The sequence below is a fragment of the Bradyrhizobium sp. 930_D9_N1_4 genome (assembly GCF_052076015.1).
Taxonomy (GTDB): Bacteria; Pseudomonadota; Alphaproteobacteria; order Rhizobiales; family Xanthobacteraceae; genus Bradyrhizobium.
Genome location: NZ_CP197236.1, coordinates 6,643,152 through 6,657,955, shown reverse-complemented (window position 1 = coordinate 6,657,955; position 14,804 = coordinate 6,643,152). Strand labels below are relative to the sequence as shown.

Below are 14,804 nucleotides of genomic sequence, written 5' to 3'. Positions count from 1 at the left end.
AAGCGGATCAGCGCCGGCGGAACTGGCCGCCGCGCTGTCCGGGACGCGGAGGTCCGCCCATTCCGCTCGGACGTTCGTCCTTGTGGCGGAAAATCAGCCGGCCCTTCTCGAGGTCGTAGGGCGACATCTCGACCGTCACGCGGTCTCCCGCCAGCGTCTTGATCCGGTTCTTCTTCATCTTGCCGGCGGTGTAGGCGACGATCTCGTGCCCGGCGTCGAGCTGCACGCGGTAGCGCGCGTCGGGGAGGATTTCGGTGACCAGTCCTTCGAACTGGATCAGCTCTTCCTTAGCCATGAATTTCTCCAGGTCGTGGACGGCTAGTGCGAATGGGGTTTGCGGGTCGATTGGCCGTTCGGCCGACTCTCGCGGCGCAAAAAGGCAACGCCTTGTATCCCATCAGGCTTACCGGCGCTATGCGCAGAACGCTGTTCTGACCGATCGTTTGGCGAAGAATGCGTCTTGCCGCCGGGGCGGCGGCCAGAACCCTTCGAGGCCTTTGGGCCATGGGCAGGTCTGCCTTCCGGATGCCTTCCTTCAGCACGCCTTCCTTCAGGATGCCTCGCATCGGCGTGCCGTCCGTCACCGTGCCGGCCTTCGGCCGACCGTCCGTCGCCCTGCTTGCCGGCGCTATGCCGTCCGTCAGCGCGCCTGTCGTCGCGCCGTCCGTCACCATGCCTTGCGCCTTGCGGACGCTGGCCTGGGCGGCCGGGCCGGCCCTGACGCTGCTGGGACGGGGGCGGACCCGCATCGCGGCGACCCGCGTCGGTGCGGAGGTCTTCGCGCGGCAGCGTCACTTTGATCAGCCGCTCGATGTCGCGGAGATAGGCGAGTTCCTCGCCGCCGGCGACCAGCGAGATCGCGGTGCCCTCGGCGCCGGCGCGCGCGGTGCGGCCGATGCGGTGCACATAGGTCTCGGGCACGTTGGGGAGGTCGAAATTGATGACGTGGGTAATGCCGTCGACGTCAATGCCGCGAGCGGCGATGTCGGTGGCGACCAGGGTGCGGATTTCACCCGTGCGGAACTGGGCAAGCGTCCGCTCGCGATGGTTCTGCGACTTGTTACCGTGGATGGCGCTGGCGGGGATGCCCGATTTCTCGAGTGTCTTTACGACCTTGTCTGCGCCGTGCTTGGTGCGGGTGAACACCAGCGCGCGGTTGACCGGCTCGTCCTTCAGCAGCTTGGCCAGGAAGCCGGGCTTGGCTGAGAAATCGACCTGGATGATGCGCTGCTGGATGCGCTCCACGGTCGAGGACACCGGGGTGACCGCAACGCGGGCCGGGTCCCGCAGCATGGCGTCGGCAAGCTCGGCGATGTCCTTGGGCATGGTGGCCGAGAAGAACAGCGTCTGCCGCTTGATCGGCAGCTTGGCCACGATTTTGCGGATGTCGTTGATGAAGCCCATGTCGAGCATGCGGTCGGCCTCGTCGAGCACGAGGAATTCGACGCTGCCAAGCTTCAGCCCGTTGCTCTGCACGAGGTCGAGCAGACGGCCGGGGGTGGCGACCAGCACGTCGACGCCAGGCATCAGTGCGCGGACCTGGCGGCCCATCGGCACGCCGCCGATGGCGAGCGTCGAGGACAGGCGGATGTGGCGGCCATAGGCGTTGAAGCTGTCGAGGATCTGCCCCGAAAGCTCACGCGTGGGCGAGAGCACCAGCACCCGGCAGGTCTTGGGCTGCGGCTTGATGCGGTTCTCCAGCAGGCGGTGCAGGATCGGCAGCGCAAAGGAGGCGGTCTTGCCGGTGCCGGTCTGGGCGATGCCGACGACGTCGCGGCCGGTCAGCGCGGTCGGAATGGTCTGGGCCTGGATGGGCGTGGGAGTGACGTAATTCTCTTCGGAGAGAGCGCGTGCGATCGGTTCGGCGAGGCCGAAGTCCTGAAACGAAGTCAAAAGATGGGTTCTTTCCATGTCAAAAGCGGTCGCCCGGCGCATTCAGCGCGGCGCACGCAAAAGGGTGTCGTGAGGACACCTGCGTGTTTGGGGTGTCGGATGGCTTGATGGGATGGGGCAAGCCAGAGGCCCGTAAGGGCTTAAGAACACGCGGCTCGCTACGACCCCTTGATTCGCAAGAGGTCTCGGACACTCATATGGAACATTCGGGGGGCGCTTTCAAGGCAAGGTAGCCTCAAACGGCGATTGCGGTGCAGAAATAGTTATGCCGGAAATTTAGACAGCGTCGCCATTATGATTAAAAAATAATCAGCCTGCCGCATTAGCATACAATTTATTCGCCTGATTTTTGGGCAAATACACTGCGGCGAAACTTTGATTTCAGCGAGATTGTCTAGTCTGACCAATAGGTTGGCATATGCCCAGCCCATGGCATGGTTCTTGCGATTCCGTTAATCGCAGGCGGCCGTGGGGCCGTTTCGCAGCGTCTTTTTCACGTCTGCGTCAGGGAGATGATACACTCATGCTTAACAAATCCGTTCACGATATAGCGGCGTCATTTAGCCGCCGCGGCGTGCTCGCCGCGACCGCCGGACTGGTCCTCGGCCTGGCTTCCATTTCTGGCGCGAAAGCCGCTGACGACACCATCAAGGTCGGCGTGCTGCACTCTCTCTCCGGCACCATGGCCATCAGCGAAACCACGCTGAAGGACACCATCCTCTTCCTGATCGACGAGCAGAACAAGAAGGGCGGCGTGCTCGGCAAGAAGCTCGAGGCCGTCGTCGTCGATCCCGCCTCGAACTGGCCGCTGTTCGCCGAAAAGGCCCGCGAGCTGATCACCAAGGACAAGGTCTCGGTCGTGTTCGGCTGCTGGACCTCGGTGTCGCGCAAGTCGGTGCTCCCGGTGTTCAAGGAGCTCAACAACATCCTGTTCTACCCCGTGCAGTACGAGGGCGAAGAGTCCGAGCGTAACGTGTTCTACACGGGTGCTGCGCCGAACCAGCAGGCGATCCCCGCCGTCGACTACCTGATGAAGGACGAGAAGGTGAAGCGCTGGGTGCTCGCGGGCACCGACTACGTCTATCCGCGCACCACCAACAAGATCCTGGAAGCCTATCTGAAGTCGAAGGGTGTCGCCCAGGAAGACATCATGATCAACTACACGCCGTTCGGTCATTCCGACTGGCAGACGATCGTGGCCGACATCAAGAAGTTCGGCTCGGCCGGCAAGAAGACCGCGGTGGTCTCGACCATCAACGGCGACGCCAACGTTCCCTTCTACAAGGAGCTCGGCAACCAGGGCATCAAGGCCAAGGACATCCCGGTCGTCGCGTTCTCGGTGGGTGAGGAAGAGCTCGCCGGCATCGACACCAAGCCGCTGCTCGGCCATCTCGCCGCCTGGAACTACTTCCAGTCGATCAAGTCGCCCGAGAACGAGAAGTTCATCAAGGCCTGGCAGACCTACACCAAGAACCCGAAGCGCGTGACCAACGATCCGATGGAAGCTCACGTCATCGGTTTCGACATGTGGGTCAAGGCGGTCGAGAAGGTGAAGTCGACCGATCCGGACAAGGTGATCGACGCTCTCCCGGGCATCGAAGCCAAGAACCTGACCGGCGGCACCTCCAAGATGCTTCCGAACCATCACATCACCAAGCCGGTGTTCATTGGCGAAATCAAAGCCAACGGCCAGTTCGACGTGGTGTGGAAGACCCCGGGTCTTGTCGCGGGCGACGCCTGGTCGAAGGAGCTCGACGGCTCCAAGGACCTGGTCGGCGACTGGGTCGGCAAGAAGTGCGGCAACTTCAACACCAAGACCAACAAGTGCCTCGGCTCCGGCTCCTGATCCGGATCTGACGTTTGATTGCACGACGGGAGGAGGCGGCTATTCCGCCGCCTTCTCCCCACTTCTGCCGGGGTGATCCACAGTGCCAACCAATTTGTCCGCTCGTCTCTGTACCTTTGTCCTCTCCTTGTTCCTGATCGCGTTCGCACTGCCGGCCTTCGCCGGTCCGTTCGAGGATGCGGTCGCCAAGTTCGCCAACGACGATTTCTCCGACACCGACGAGGCGATCGGCGTCGTTGCGGGCAGCGGCAACAAGCTGGCCCTTCCCATCATCAGCGCGCTTCAGGACGGCCGCCTCATGGCCGATCCCGACAGCAAGAAAGTTTACGTGACCGGCCCCGACGGCAAGTCGATCGATGCGACGACGGGTGAGCCGGTTGCCAGCGTTCCCGACAGTGCCAGCGCGGTGCGCCTCAACAACCGCCTGCGCCGCAGCGTCGACGCTGCGATCGGCAATCTGACGCTGCAGTCGCCGGATGTTGGAACGCGGCTCCAGGCCGCGCAATCCGTCTTCAAGTCGCACGAAGAGACAGCGCTCGAGCCGGTCGATGCCGCGCTCGCCAAGGAAACCAACAAATCGGTCAAGGCTGCGCTCGGCGAAGCCCGTGCGGCGATCCTGCTGTTCAAATCCGACGCCAGCGAGGTCGAGAAACTCGAGGCGGTCGCGACCCTCAAGGCACGCGGCGACCAGGAAGCGATGGCGCTGCTCAGCGGCATGGGCGACCAGCCGGTCTCGGTGACCAAGGCGGCCGCGAGCGCAATCGGCGCGATCCAGTCTTCGCTCGCGGTCTGGTCCACGGTGCAGAATGCCTGGTACGGCCTTTCGCTTGGCTCGGTGCTGCTGCTCGCGGCGATCGGCCTTGCCATCACCTTCGGCGTGATGGGCGTCATCAACATGGCGCATGGCGAGATGGTGATGATCGGGGCATACACCACGTTCGTGGTGCAGGAGGTGATCCGCACCCGCTATCCCGGCCTGTTCGACTATTCGCTCCTCATCGCCGTGCCGCTTGCTTTCCTCGTCGCCGGCGGCATCGGCGTGCTGATCGAGCGCAGCATCATCCGCTTCCTCTATGGCCGGCCGCTGGAGACGCTGCTGGCGACCTGGGGCCTGTCGCTGGTGCTCCAGCAGGCGGTGCGCACCATGTTCGGCCCGACCAACCGCGAGGTCGGCAATCCCTCCTGGATGAGCGGCGCGTTCGAACTCGGCCAGATCACCATCACCTATAACCGGCTCTGGATTCTCGTCTTCACGCTCGCAGTGTTCGCGATCCTGCTCGCGATGCTGCGCTACACGGCGCTGGGCCTCGAGATGCGCGCGGTGACGCAGAACCGCCGTATGGCGGCTTCGATGGGCATCGCCACCTCGCGCGTCGACGCGCTGACCTTCGGTCTCGGCTCGGGCATCGCCGGAATCGCCGGCGTGGCGCTGTCGCAGATCGACAATGTCAGCCCCAATCTCGGCCAGAGCTACATCATCGACAGCTTCATGGTCGTGGTGTTCGGGGGCGTCGGCAATCTCTGGGGCACGCTGGTCGGCGCCTTCACGCTCGGCATCGCCAACAAGTTCCTGGAGCCGGTCGCCGGCGCCGTGCTCGGCAAGATCGCTATTCTGGTTCTCATCATCCTGTTCATTCAAAAGCGCCCGCGCGGCCTGTTCGCGCTCAAGGGCCGTGCGGTGGAAGCATGACCCCTCACATGCTGACGCGATCGCTGGACCGCGGCGCGACGATCTTCCTTGCCGTCGTCGCGGCTTGCGGGATCCTCATTCCGCTCTCCAACCTGCTGCTGCCCGCGGGCTCGTTCCTCCAGGTGCCGACCTATCTCGTCGCCCTGTGGGGCAAATATGTCTGCTACGCGATCCTGGCGCTTTCGATCGACCTGATCTGGGGCTATTGCGGCATCCTCTCGCTCGGCCACGGCGCGTTCTTCGCGCTCGGCGGCTACGCGATGGGCATGTACCTGATGCGGCAGATCGGCACCCGTGGCGTCTACGGCAATCCTGTTCTGCCCGACTTCATGGTGTTCCTGAACTATTCGAAGTTGCCCTGGTACTGGTTCGGCTTCGACATGTTCTGGTTTGCGGCGCTGATGGTGCTGGTGGTGCCCGGCCTGCTCGCCTTCTGCTTCGGCTGGCTCGCCTTCCGCTCCCGCGTCACCGGCGTCTATCTGTCGATCATCACGCAGGCGATGACCTATGCGCTGCTGCTGGCCTTCTTCCGCAACGATTTCGGCTTTGGCGGCAACAACGGCCTGACCGATTTCAAGGATATCCTTGGCTTCAACGTGCAGGCCGAGGGCACCCGCGCCGCGTTGTTCGCGCTGAGTTGCCTGGCGCTGATCGTCACCTTCCTGATCTGCCGCTCCGTCGTGTCCTCCAAGCTCGGCAAGGTGCTGATCGCAATCCGCGATGCTGAATCGCGCAGTCGCTTCCTCGGTTACCGCGTCGAATCCTACAAGCTGTTCGTGTTCACGCTGTCGGCCTGCATGGCCGGCGTCGCGGGCGCGCTGTACGTGCCGCAGGTCGGCATCATCAACCCATCCGAATTCGCGCCGGGCAATTCGATCGAGGCCGTGATCTGGGTCGCGGTCGGCGGCCGCGGCACGCTGGTCGGCGCTGCGCTGGGTGCCGTCGTGGTCAACTACGCCAAGACGTTCTTCACCTCGGGCGTGCTCGCGCCGTACTGGCTGTTCATGCTGGGCGCGATGTTCATCCTGGTGACGCTGCTGCTCCCGAAGGGCATCGTCGGTACCTTCACCGCCTGGCGGGATTCGTCGAAGGAAAAACGCACCGTCGCGAACACGGCGAGTGCCGCGGCCGAAGACGGTGTCACCGCACCGAAGATGGCGGAGTAGCACAATGAACGTCATGGATACCCGTGCGACCTCCGCGATGCTTTATCTCGACGGTGTGCACGTCTCGTTCGACGGCTTCCACGCCATCAACAATCTGTCGCTGACGCTCGAGCCCGGCGAGATGCGCGCCATCATCGGCCCGAACGGCGCCGGCAAGACCACGATGATGGACATCATCACCGGCAAGACCAAGCCCGACGAGGGCACGGTGCTGTTCGACGGCGTCACCGACCTGACGCGCCTCGACGAGACCCGCATCGCCGAGCTCGGCATCGGCCGCAAATTCCAGAAGCCGACCGTGTTCGAAAGCCAGACCGTGCAGGACAACCTCCTGCTCGCGCTCAATGTCGACCACAGCGTCAAGGGAACGCTGTTCTGGCGCGGCAGCAGGGCGGAGTCCGAGCGCATCGACAAGGTGCTGGAGACGATCCGCCTCACCGAGGCACGCAGCCGCCTCGCCGGCAGCCTCAGCCACGGCCAGAAGCAATGGCTCGAGATCGGCATGCTGCTCGCGCAGGACCCGAAGCTGCTCCTCGTCGACGAGCCCGTCGCAGGGATGACCGACGTCGAGACGCATCTCACCGCCGAACTGCTGAAAGAGATCAACAAGACCCACACCGTGATGGTCGTCGAGCACGACATGACGTTCGTGCGCGAGCTCGGCGTCAAGGTCACCTGCCTGCACGAAGGCACGGTGCTCGCGGAAGGAACCATCGACCAGGTCTCGTCCAACGAGCGGGTCATCGAAGTGTATCTGGGGCGCTGAGCGATGCTTGAGGTCAAGGACATCAACCTGTTCTACGGCGCGGCGCAGGCGTTGCGCGGCGTCTCGATCGCGGCCGAGCCCGGCAAGGTCACCTGCGTGCTCGGGCGAAACGGGGTCGGCAAGACATCGCTGCTGCGCGCCATGGTCGGCCAGTATCCGATCTCCTCTGGCGCGATCGTGCTCGACGGCAGCGACATCACCGGCCTGAAGCCTTATGAGCGGGCGCGCAAGGGCATCGGCTTCGTGCCGCAAGGCCGCGAGATCTTTCCGCTGCTGACGGTCGAGGAGAACCTCAAGACCGGCTTCGGTCCGCTCAAGCGCGAAGACAGGCACATCCCGGACGACGTGTTCTCGCTCTTCCCGGTGCTGGAATCCATGCTCGGCCGGCGTGGCGGCGACCTCTCCGGCGGCCAGCAGCAGCAGCTCGCGATCGGCCGCGCGCTGGTGATGCGGCCGAAGCTGCTCCTGCTCGACGAGCCGACCGAAGGCATTCAGCCCTCGATCATCAAGGACATTGGCCGGGCGATTTCCTATCTGCGCAATCTCGGCAACATCGCCATCGTGCTGGTCGAACAATATCTCGACTTTGCCTGCGAACTCGGCGACAGTTTCGCGGTGATGGATCGCGGCGCGGTGAAGTTCACCTGCGATCGCTCCAATCTTGACCCGGCCGAAATCAGCCGCCAGATGGCGCTGTAATCCCGAAATTTCTGCAGCGGCCGGCTGGGGAGACGGATGCGCAGCGATACTCTAGCGACATCTTCGGTGTTCGAAGCCAACCGTGCCCGCGGCGCGGTGCGGTTCGACGTCCATGCGCGCGACGGCGTGACGCGGCGCGGCACCCTGTATGAGTCCGGCTCGCTGCGCGTGCGCTTTCCTTCGCCGGAGGACGACGGGCTCTCCGGCGTGTTCGTCAACACGGCCGGCGGTGTCGCCGGCGGCGACAGTTTCGATATCGACATCGCAGCTGGCCAGGGCGCGCGCCTGACATTGACCACGGCTGCGGCCGAGAAGGTCTATCGTGCGCCAGGAGGGGCGGCGCAGCTCAATATCGCCTTGAAGGTCGCCGCCGGCGCGCATCTCGGCTGGTTGCCGCAAGAGACCATCCTGTTCGATCGCGCCCGGGTCCATCGCCGCTTCGACATCGAACTGGATGAGGCCGCCTCGCTCCTGCTTTGCGAGATCGTGGTGTTCGGCCGTACCGCCATGGGCGAACGGATGGAGCAGGGCGAGTTCGTCGACCGCTGGCGGCTGCGTCGTGGCGGCAGATTGGTGTTCGCCGAGACGGTCAGGCTCGACGGCAATATCGGCGCAAAACTTGGGCGATCCGCAATTGCCAAAGGCGGGGCTGCGATCGGCACGGCGCTGATCGTGCCCGGTGACGAGGCATTGATCGAGCGCATCCGCGAGGCGTCGGACTCCTTCTCCGGCGAGGTCGGAATCTCCGCCTGGAATGGCTTTGCAATGGCGCGGTTCTGTGCCCAAGATGCGGCGCGTTTGCGCGCCGACATGATGGCCGTGCTGGCGCGCACCGGTGCGGCGCTGCCCCGGCTCCGGCTGAATTGATGTGTTGAACGGAAGAGATTTTGCATGAACCTGTCTCCCCGCGAAAAGGACAAGCTTCTGATCTCGATGGCGGCCATCGTGGCCCGCCGCCGGCTGGATCGCGGCGTCAAGCTCAACCATCCCGAGGCGATCGCGATCATCTCCGATTTCATCCTCGAAGGCGCGCGCGACGGCCGCACCGTCGCCGAGCTGATGCAATCCGGCGCCCAGGTCCTCACCCGCGATCAGGTGATGCCGGGAATCCCTGAGATGATCCACGACATTCAGGTCGAGGCGACCTTTCCGGACGGCACCAAGCTCGTCACCGTGCACGAGCCGATCAGGTAGGAGTAAGACGCATGATCCCCGGCGAACTCTTCATCCAGGACGGCGAGATCGAGCTCAATGCCGGCCGCAGGACCGTGAAATTGACGGTGGCCAACACCGGCGACCGGCCGATCCAGGTCGGCTCGCACTATCATTTCTTCGAGACCAACCCCGCGCTGAAGTTCGATCGCAAAAAGGCTCGCGGCATGCGCCTCGACATCGCCGCCGGCACCGCCGTCCGCTTCGAGCCTGGCCAGACCCGCGACGTCCAGCTCGTCGCCGTGGCGGGCAAGAAGATGATCTACGGTTTTCGTGGCGACGTGATGGGGAAGCTGTGAGGCATGCTGCCCGCTGTCCGCCTCATCTCGAAAGCTGCTGAGCTGGCCGCGCGCCGGCATAATGGCATGGCGCGCAAGGGGCGGGGGAACGAGCCTTACATCAACCATCTCGCCGAGGTCGCGAATTTGCTGGCAATAGCGACCGATGGTGCGGATGCCGAGCTGGTCGCCGCCGGCTGGCTGCATGATGTGATCGAAGACACTAAGACCACGCGCGAGGAGCTCGCGCAGAAATTTTCGGATCGTGTTGCCTCGCTCGTCGTCGAATGCACCGACGACATGACCCTGCTGAAGGCCGAGCGGCGCCGCCGGCAGGTGGTCGATGCGCCGCACAAATCGCCGGGCGCGAAGCTGATCAAGATCGCCGACAAGATCAGCAATATCGGTGCGCGCATTCATTCTGATCCGACCGCTGACGAGCGCAACGATCTTGCCGATTACACCGGCTGGGCCGAGCAGGTTGTCGCCGGTTGCCGCGGCGGCAATCTGTGGCTTGATACAAAATTCGACGATGCCTTGAGAGCAGCGAGGGCCTCGCTGTGATCAGCCAGAAATTCAAACGCAAACGGGGCTTGTGATGTCCGTCAAAATCAAACGTTCCGTCTATGCCGACATGTTCGGCCCGACCACCGGCGACAGGGTGCGGCTGGCCGACACCGATCTCATCATCGAGGTCGAGAAGGATTTCACCACCTATGGCGAGGAGGTGAAGTTCGGTGGCGGCAAGGTGATCCGCGACGGCATGGGGCAGTCGCAGGTCACCAACAAACAAGGCGCGGCCGATACCGTCATCACCAATGCGCTGATCGTCGACCACTGGGGCATCGTGAAGGCCGATGTCGCGATCAAGGACGGCATGATCTCCGCGATCGGCAAGGCCGGTAATCCCGACATCCAGCCGGGCGTCACCATCATCGTCGGTCCGGGCACCGACGTGATCGCGGGTGAAGGCAAGATCCTCACCGCGGGCGGCTTCGACAGCCACATCCATTTCATCTGCCCGCAGCAGATCGAGCACGCGCTGATGTCAGGCGTCACCTCGATGCTCGGCGGCGGCACCGGCCCGTCGCATGGCACCTTCGCCACCACCTGCACGCCGGGCCCGTGGCACATGGGGCGGATGATCCAGTCGTTCGACGCCTTCCCGGTCAATCTCGGTATTTCCGGCAAGGGCAATGCCTCGCGGCCCGCAGCCCTGGTCGAGATGATCAAGGCTGGTGCTTGCGCGCTGAAGCTGCATGAGGACTGGGGCACGACGCCGGCCGCGATCGACAATTGCCTGTCGGTGGCCGACGACTACGATATCCAGGTCATGCTGCATTCCGACACGCTGAACGAATCCGGCTTCGTCGAGGATACGATCAAGGCGTTCAAGGGCCGGACCATCCATGCCTTCCACACCGAAGGCGCCGGCGGTGGGCATGCGCCTGACATCATCAAGGTCGCCGGGCTGAAGAACGTGCTGCCGTCCTCGACCAACCCCACGCGGCCGTTCACCCGCAACACCCTCGACGAGCATCTGGACATGCTGATGGTGTGCCATCACCTCGATCCCTCGATCGCCGAGGACCTCGCCTTCGCCGAGAGCCGCATCCGCAAGGAGACCATCGCGGCCGAGGACATCCTGCACGATCTCGGCGCGCTCTCGATGATCTCCTCCGACTCCCAGGCCATGGGCCGCCTCGGCGAAGTCATCATCCGGACCTGGCAGACCGCCGACAAGATGAAGAAGCAGCGCGGATCGCTGCCGCAGGACAAGGGCAAAGACAACGACAATTTCCGCGTCAAGCGCTACATCGCCAAATACACGATCAATCCGGCGATCGCGCACGGCGTGTCGAAGCTGATCGGATCGGTGGAGAAGGGCAAGCTCGCCGATCTCGTGCTGTGGTCGCCGGCCTTCTTCGGCGTCAAGCCGGACTGCGTCGTCAAGGGCGGCATGATCGTCGCCGCGCCCATGGGCGATCCCAACGCCTCGATCCCGACGCCGCAGCCGGTGCACTACCAGCCGATGTTCGGCGCCTTCGGCAAGGCGCGTACGGCGACCTCGGTGGTGTTCACCTCGAAGGCCGCGATCACCGGTGGCCTCGCGCGAAAACTCGGCATCGAGAAGAAGCTCTATGCCGTCCAGAACACCCGCAGCAAGATCTCGAAGAAGAGCATGATCCACAACGACGCCACGCCCAATATCGAGGTCGATCCGGAGACCTATGAGGTCCGCGCCGACGGCGAGCTGCTCACCTGCGCGCCTGCCGAGGTGCTGCCGATGGCCCAGCGATATTTCATGTACTGAAATAGCGCCTCAACGCATGTCCAAAGAGCATGGCCACCGCGCAGGCTGGGGGCGGCTTTTCCGGTTTTGCGTTCGATCCCGGCTGGTCTAAGGTCCCGCCCGGTATCTTGAACCAGAAGAAAAGCCGGGAGGATTTCTCGTGATCTATGTCGTCGCCACCCTGACCATCAAGCCCGAGACGCGCGCCGAATTCATTGCAGCCGCCACCGCCTGCATCAAGGAGACGCGGAAGGAGCCCGGCAATATCGCCTATGACATGCACGAGAGCGTCACCAATCCCGCCAAGATGGTGTTCGTCGAGCAGTGGGAAAATGCCGAGGCGCTGGTGCCGCATCGCGCGATGGAGCACATGAAGACTTTCGGCCGCGTCGCGGTGAAGTGCTTTACGGCGCCGCCGAAGATCGAGGTGATCACGCCCGAGAAGGTCGACGTCCGCTAACAAGAACAACAGGGAATAACCCCAGGAAAAATCCATGATCTATGTCATCGCCACCACGCCCGTGAAGCCGGAAAACAAGGACGACTTCATCAAGGGCCACAAGGCCTGCACCGTCGAGACGCTCAAGGAGAAGGGCTGCCTCTCCTATGACGGCAATGTCAGCGTCAACAATCCAAACCTCTATGTCGTGGTCGAACGCTGGGAGACCCGCGAGGACCTCAACGCCCACGGTCGGGCGCCGCATATGAAAGTGTGGCGTGAATACTCCGCGCAGATGAAGACGGCGCCGACGGTGATCGAGATCATCAGCGACGGCAAGGTCGAGAAGCTCTGAGGATATGGCGATGATCCGGGCGACGCAGGTCAGGGGACAACACCGCTTCACAGAAACGCCGGCGGATACGGTCGTGCTCGATTTCGACGATCGGCACCGCCGCCGCATGGCGATGACGGGGACGCGCGGTCTCGAATTCCTGCTCGACCTGGAGAATGCCGTCGCGCTCCGCGGCGGCGATGCGCTGGTGCTGGAAGACGGTCGACTGGTCGAAGTGGTGGCGGCGCCCGAGCCGCTGCTGGAGATCCGCGGCCACGATCCGCACCATCTCATCCGAGTCGGCTGGCATCTCGGCAATCGTCATCTGCCGACGCAGATCATGCCCAAGAGCCTGCGCATCCGCCGCGACCACGTCATCGAGGCCATGGTGAAGGGCCTCGGCGCGCGCGTGATCGAGATCGAGGCGCCGTTCGATCCCGAAGGCGGCGCCTATGCCGACGCCGGCCACGCGCAAGACGACCATGCGCACCACGATCACGGCCACCATGGTCACGACCATCATGATCATCACGGCCATGACCACCACAATCATGACCACCACGATCATGGTCACGCCGCGCATGACCATGGCCACAGCCACGATCATCACCACCACGACGAGCATTGCGACCATCCCGACCATCACCATGGCCACAAGCATGCTCATGACCACAAATGAGCCGGTCGCAGCCGGTGACCTCGCCGAGCGCGAGGCGGCGGCGCTGTACCGGCTGATGACCTGGCTGTCGCCGGCGTTTCCGGTCGGCGGCTTCTCCTATTCCAGCGGCATCGAATGGGCGGTCGAGGCGGGCGACATCACCGACGTCGCGACGCTGGCCGACTGGCTCGACGCGATGCTGACCGATGGCTCGGGCTTTTGCGATGCGACGTTTCTGGTCCACGCCTACCGTGCCGCCGAGGCCGGCGAAGACGCCAGCTTGAGCGATATCGCGGAACTCGCGGCCGCCTTCGTGCCGTCACGCGAGCGGCAGCTCGAGACGACCTCGCAGGGCCGCGCCTTCATCGACATCTCCCGCGCCGCGTGGGATGCCGACGGGCTGGATGCCATGGTCGCGGCATGCCGCACACCATTGATCTATCCCGTCGCCGTCGGTGTGGTTGCCGCGATGCACGGCGTGCCGCTCGCGCCGACCTTGCACGCCTTCCTGCATGCGCTGGTCTCGAACTGGATTTCCGCGGCCAGCCGTCTCGTTCCGCTCGGCCAGACCGACAGCCAGCGCGTGCTGGTGAGGCTGGAAGCTGCCGTTGCCGCGACCGCCAATCGTGCGCTGCATGCGATACTGGATGACCTCGGCAGCGCGACCTTCCGCGCCGATCTCGCCAGCCTGCGGCACGAGACGCAATATACGCGGCTGTTTCGCTCGTGAGCGGCGCGGCCTTCAACCGATCAAGAGAGAGCGAGTGACATGACGAAATCTCACGGCCCCCTGCGTGTCGGCGTCGGCGGCCCGGTCGGATCGGGCAAGACCGCGCTGATGGACCTGCTCTGCAAGACCATGCGCGAGCGCTACGACATTGCCGCGATCACCAACGACATCTACACCAAATGGGATGCGGAATTCCTGGTGCGCTCGGGCTCGCTGACGCCGGACCGCATCGCCGGCGTCGAGACCGGCGGCTGCCCGCACACCGCGATCCGCGAGGACGCCTCGATGAATCTCGCGGCGGTTGCGGACATGCGCGCGAAATTCCCCGGCCTCGACCTCGTGCTGATCGAATCCGGCGGCGACAATCTTGCTGCCACATTTTCCCCGGAGCTGGCCGACCTCACCATCTACGTGATCGACGTCGCCGCAGGCGACAAGATCCCCTCCAAGGGCGGTCCCGGCATCACCCGCTCCGACCTCCTGGTCATCAACAAGATCGACCTCGCGCCCCATGTCGGGGCGTCGCTCGAGAAGATGGACACGGACGCCAGGCGTATGCGCGGTGCGCGACCCTTCGTCATGACCAACCTGAAGAAGAGCGAGGGGCTGGACCGCATCGTCGGCTTCATCGAGGCGAAAGGGGGCCTGAAACGAGCAGGCTGACGGCGCGACGACATGGCGCAGGCGCCTTCCAAGGTTAACGCCTGAGGCAAAACCGGCATCCGCGGAACAAATTTCGGACACGGCGATTAATTACCTCCGGTGCCCGGAGCAAAAGCCTTCATGGCCAGACCATCGGC

General features: G+C 63.9%; 17 protein-coding genes. 15 read left to right on the top strand and 2 right to left on the bottom strand.

Annotation, left to right across the window (positions count from 1 at the left end):
* Window positions 1-7: 7 nt before the first annotated feature.
* Both infA and AB7532_RS31660 read right to left on the bottom strand, forming a co-directional pair.
* Entirely contained in the window at window positions 8-295 is a 288-nt protein-coding gene (infA, locus tag AB7532_RS31665) for a translation initiation factor IF-1 (RefSeq protein WP_007599789.1), read from the bottom strand.
* A 23-nt stretch (window positions 296-318) separates the two neighbouring features.
* Entirely contained in the window at window positions 319-1,935 is a 1,617-nt protein-coding gene (locus AB7532_RS31660) for a DEAD/DEAH box helicase (protein WP_441238584.1), read from the bottom strand.
* Window positions 1,936-2,416: 481 nt separating this feature from the next.
* Between AB7532_RS31660 and urtA the strand changes: the two genes are divergently transcribed.
* From urtA to ureG, 15 genes are all read left to right on the top strand, one after another.
* Entirely contained in the window at window positions 2,417-3,739 is a 1,323-nt protein-coding gene (gene urtA / locus AB7532_RS31655) for an urea ABC transporter substrate-binding protein (protein WP_441238583.1), read from the top strand.
* A gap of 82 nt (window positions 3,740-3,821) precedes the next feature.
* The gene (urtB, locus tag AB7532_RS31650) at window positions 3,822-5,429 is read left to right on the top strand and encodes an urea ABC transporter permease subunit UrtB (protein ID WP_441238582.1); all 1,608 of its coding nucleotides are present in this window, start codon (window positions 3,822-3,824) and stop codon (window positions 5,427-5,429) included.
* On the top strand, window positions 5,426-6,595 hold the full coding sequence (gene urtC / locus AB7532_RS31645) for an urea ABC transporter permease subunit UrtC (protein WP_441238581.1): 1,170 nt from the start codon (window positions 5,426-5,428) through the stop codon (window positions 6,593-6,595). The genes urtB and urtC overlap by 4 nt, the downstream gene beginning before the upstream one ends.
* 4 nt (window positions 6,596-6,599) lie before the next feature.
* A complete protein-coding gene (gene urtD / locus AB7532_RS31640; RefSeq protein WP_441238580.1) occupies window positions 6,600-7,361 on the top strand; it encodes an urea ABC transporter ATP-binding protein UrtD in 762 nt (253 codons plus the stop codon).
* 3 nt (window positions 7,362-7,364) lie between these two features.
* Window positions 7,365-8,060 carry an urea ABC transporter ATP-binding subunit UrtE gene (urtE, locus tag AB7532_RS31635; RefSeq protein ID WP_441238579.1) on the top strand — a complete coding sequence of 232 codons (696 nt, stop codon included), beginning with the start codon at window positions 7,365-7,367 and terminating at the stop codon, window positions 8,058-8,060.
* A gap of 36 nt (window positions 8,061-8,096) precedes the next feature.
* Window positions 8,097-8,927 (top strand): urease accessory protein UreD, encoded by an 831-nt coding sequence (locus AB7532_RS31630; protein WP_441238578.1) that lies wholly within the window; start codon window positions 8,097-8,099, stop codon window positions 8,925-8,927.
* Between the two features lie 24 nt (window positions 8,928-8,951).
* Complete coding sequence (locus AB7532_RS31625; protein ID WP_007605424.1) at window positions 8,952-9,254, top strand: urease subunit gamma; 303 nt, start codon at window positions 8,952-8,954, stop codon at window positions 9,252-9,254.
* 11 nt (window positions 9,255-9,265) lie between these two features.
* Entirely contained in the window at window positions 9,266-9,571 is a 306-nt protein-coding gene (locus tag AB7532_RS31620) for an urease subunit beta (RefSeq protein ID WP_441238577.1), read from the top strand.
* Window positions 9,572-9,574: 3 nt separating this feature from the next.
* Window positions 9,575-10,114 (top strand): HD domain-containing protein, encoded by a 540-nt coding sequence (locus AB7532_RS31615; protein WP_441238576.1) that lies wholly within the window; start codon window positions 9,575-9,577, stop codon window positions 10,112-10,114.
* Window positions 10,115-10,148: 34 nt separating this feature from the next.
* The gene (gene ureC, locus AB7532_RS31610) at window positions 10,149-11,864 is read left to right on the top strand and encodes an urease subunit alpha (protein WP_441238575.1); all 1,716 of its coding nucleotides are present in this window, start codon (window positions 10,149-10,151) and stop codon (window positions 11,862-11,864) included.
* A 139-nt stretch (window positions 11,865-12,003) separates the two neighbouring features.
* The gene (locus tag AB7532_RS31605) at window positions 12,004-12,303 is read left to right on the top strand and encodes a putative quinol monooxygenase (protein ID WP_441238574.1); all 300 of its coding nucleotides are present in this window, start codon (window positions 12,004-12,006) and stop codon (window positions 12,301-12,303) included.
* Window positions 12,304-12,337: 34 nt separating this feature from the next.
* Window positions 12,338-12,637 carry a putative quinol monooxygenase gene (locus AB7532_RS31600; protein WP_441238573.1) on the top strand — a complete coding sequence of 100 codons (300 nt, stop codon included), beginning with the start codon at window positions 12,338-12,340 and terminating at the stop codon, window positions 12,635-12,637.
* 10 nt (window positions 12,638-12,647) lie between these two features.
* Window positions 12,648-13,295 carry an urease accessory protein UreE gene (locus AB7532_RS31595; protein ID WP_441238572.1) on the top strand — a complete coding sequence of 216 codons (648 nt, stop codon included), beginning with the start codon at window positions 12,648-12,650 and terminating at the stop codon, window positions 13,293-13,295.
* Window positions 13,276-14,004 carry an urease accessory protein UreF gene (locus tag AB7532_RS31590; protein WP_441239394.1) on the top strand — a complete coding sequence of 243 codons (729 nt, stop codon included), beginning with the start codon at window positions 13,276-13,278 and terminating at the stop codon, window positions 14,002-14,004. The genes AB7532_RS31595 and AB7532_RS31590 overlap by 20 nt, the downstream gene beginning before the upstream one ends.
* A 39-nt stretch (window positions 14,005-14,043) precedes the next feature.
* The gene (gene ureG / locus AB7532_RS31585) at window positions 14,044-14,667 is read left to right on the top strand and encodes an urease accessory protein UreG (RefSeq protein ID WP_441238571.1); all 624 of its coding nucleotides are present in this window, start codon (window positions 14,044-14,046) and stop codon (window positions 14,665-14,667) included.
* Window positions 14,668-14,804 lie beyond the last annotated feature (137 nt).

Excerpts from the sequence above, each read along its gene's own strand:
- urtD (WP_441238580.1), top strand. The coding sequence starts at position 6,600 with ATGAACGTCATGGATACCCGTGCGACCTCCGCGATGCTTTATCTCGAC.
- AB7532_RS31620 (WP_441238577.1), top strand. The coding sequence starts at position 9,266 with ATGATCCCCGGCGAACTCTTCATCCAGGACGGCGAGATCGAGCTCAAT.
- AB7532_RS31590 (WP_441239394.1), top strand. The coding sequence starts at position 13,276 with ATGCTCATGACCACAAATGAGCCGGTCGCAGCCGGTGACCTCGCCGAG.
- AB7532_RS31660 (WP_441238584.1), bottom strand. The coding sequence starts at position 1,935 with ATGCGCCGGGCGACCGCTTTTGACATGGAAAGAACCCATCTTTTGACT.
- ureG (WP_441238571.1), top strand. The coding sequence starts at position 14,044 with ATGACGAAATCTCACGGCCCCCTGCGTGTCGGCGTCGGCGGCCCGGTC.
- ureC (WP_441238575.1), top strand. The coding sequence starts at position 10,149 with ATGTCCGTCAAAATCAAACGTTCCGTCTATGCCGACATGTTCGGCCCG.
- infA (WP_007599789.1), bottom strand. The coding sequence starts at position 295 with ATGGCTAAGGAAGAGCTGATCCAGTTCGAAGGACTGGTCACCGAAATC.
- AB7532_RS31600 (WP_441238573.1), top strand. The coding sequence starts at position 12,338 with ATGATCTATGTCATCGCCACCACGCCCGTGAAGCCGGAAAACAAGGAC.
- urtA (WP_441238583.1), top strand. The coding sequence starts at position 2,417 with ATGCTTAACAAATCCGTTCACGATATAGCGGCGTCATTTAGCCGCCGC.
- AB7532_RS31625 (WP_007605424.1), top strand. The coding sequence starts at position 8,952 with ATGAACCTGTCTCCCCGCGAAAAGGACAAGCTTCTGATCTCGATGGCG.
- urtE (WP_441238579.1), top strand. The coding sequence starts at position 7,365 with ATGCTTGAGGTCAAGGACATCAACCTGTTCTACGGCGCGGCGCAGGCG.
- AB7532_RS31615 (WP_441238576.1), top strand. The coding sequence starts at position 9,575 with ATGCTGCCCGCTGTCCGCCTCATCTCGAAAGCTGCTGAGCTGGCCGCG.
- urtC (WP_441238581.1), top strand. The coding sequence starts at position 5,426 with ATGACCCCTCACATGCTGACGCGATCGCTGGACCGCGGCGCGACGATC.
- AB7532_RS31595 (WP_441238572.1), top strand. The coding sequence starts at position 12,648 with ATGATCCGGGCGACGCAGGTCAGGGGACAACACCGCTTCACAGAAACG.
- AB7532_RS31630 (WP_441238578.1), top strand. The coding sequence starts at position 8,097 with ATGCGCAGCGATACTCTAGCGACATCTTCGGTGTTCGAAGCCAACCGT.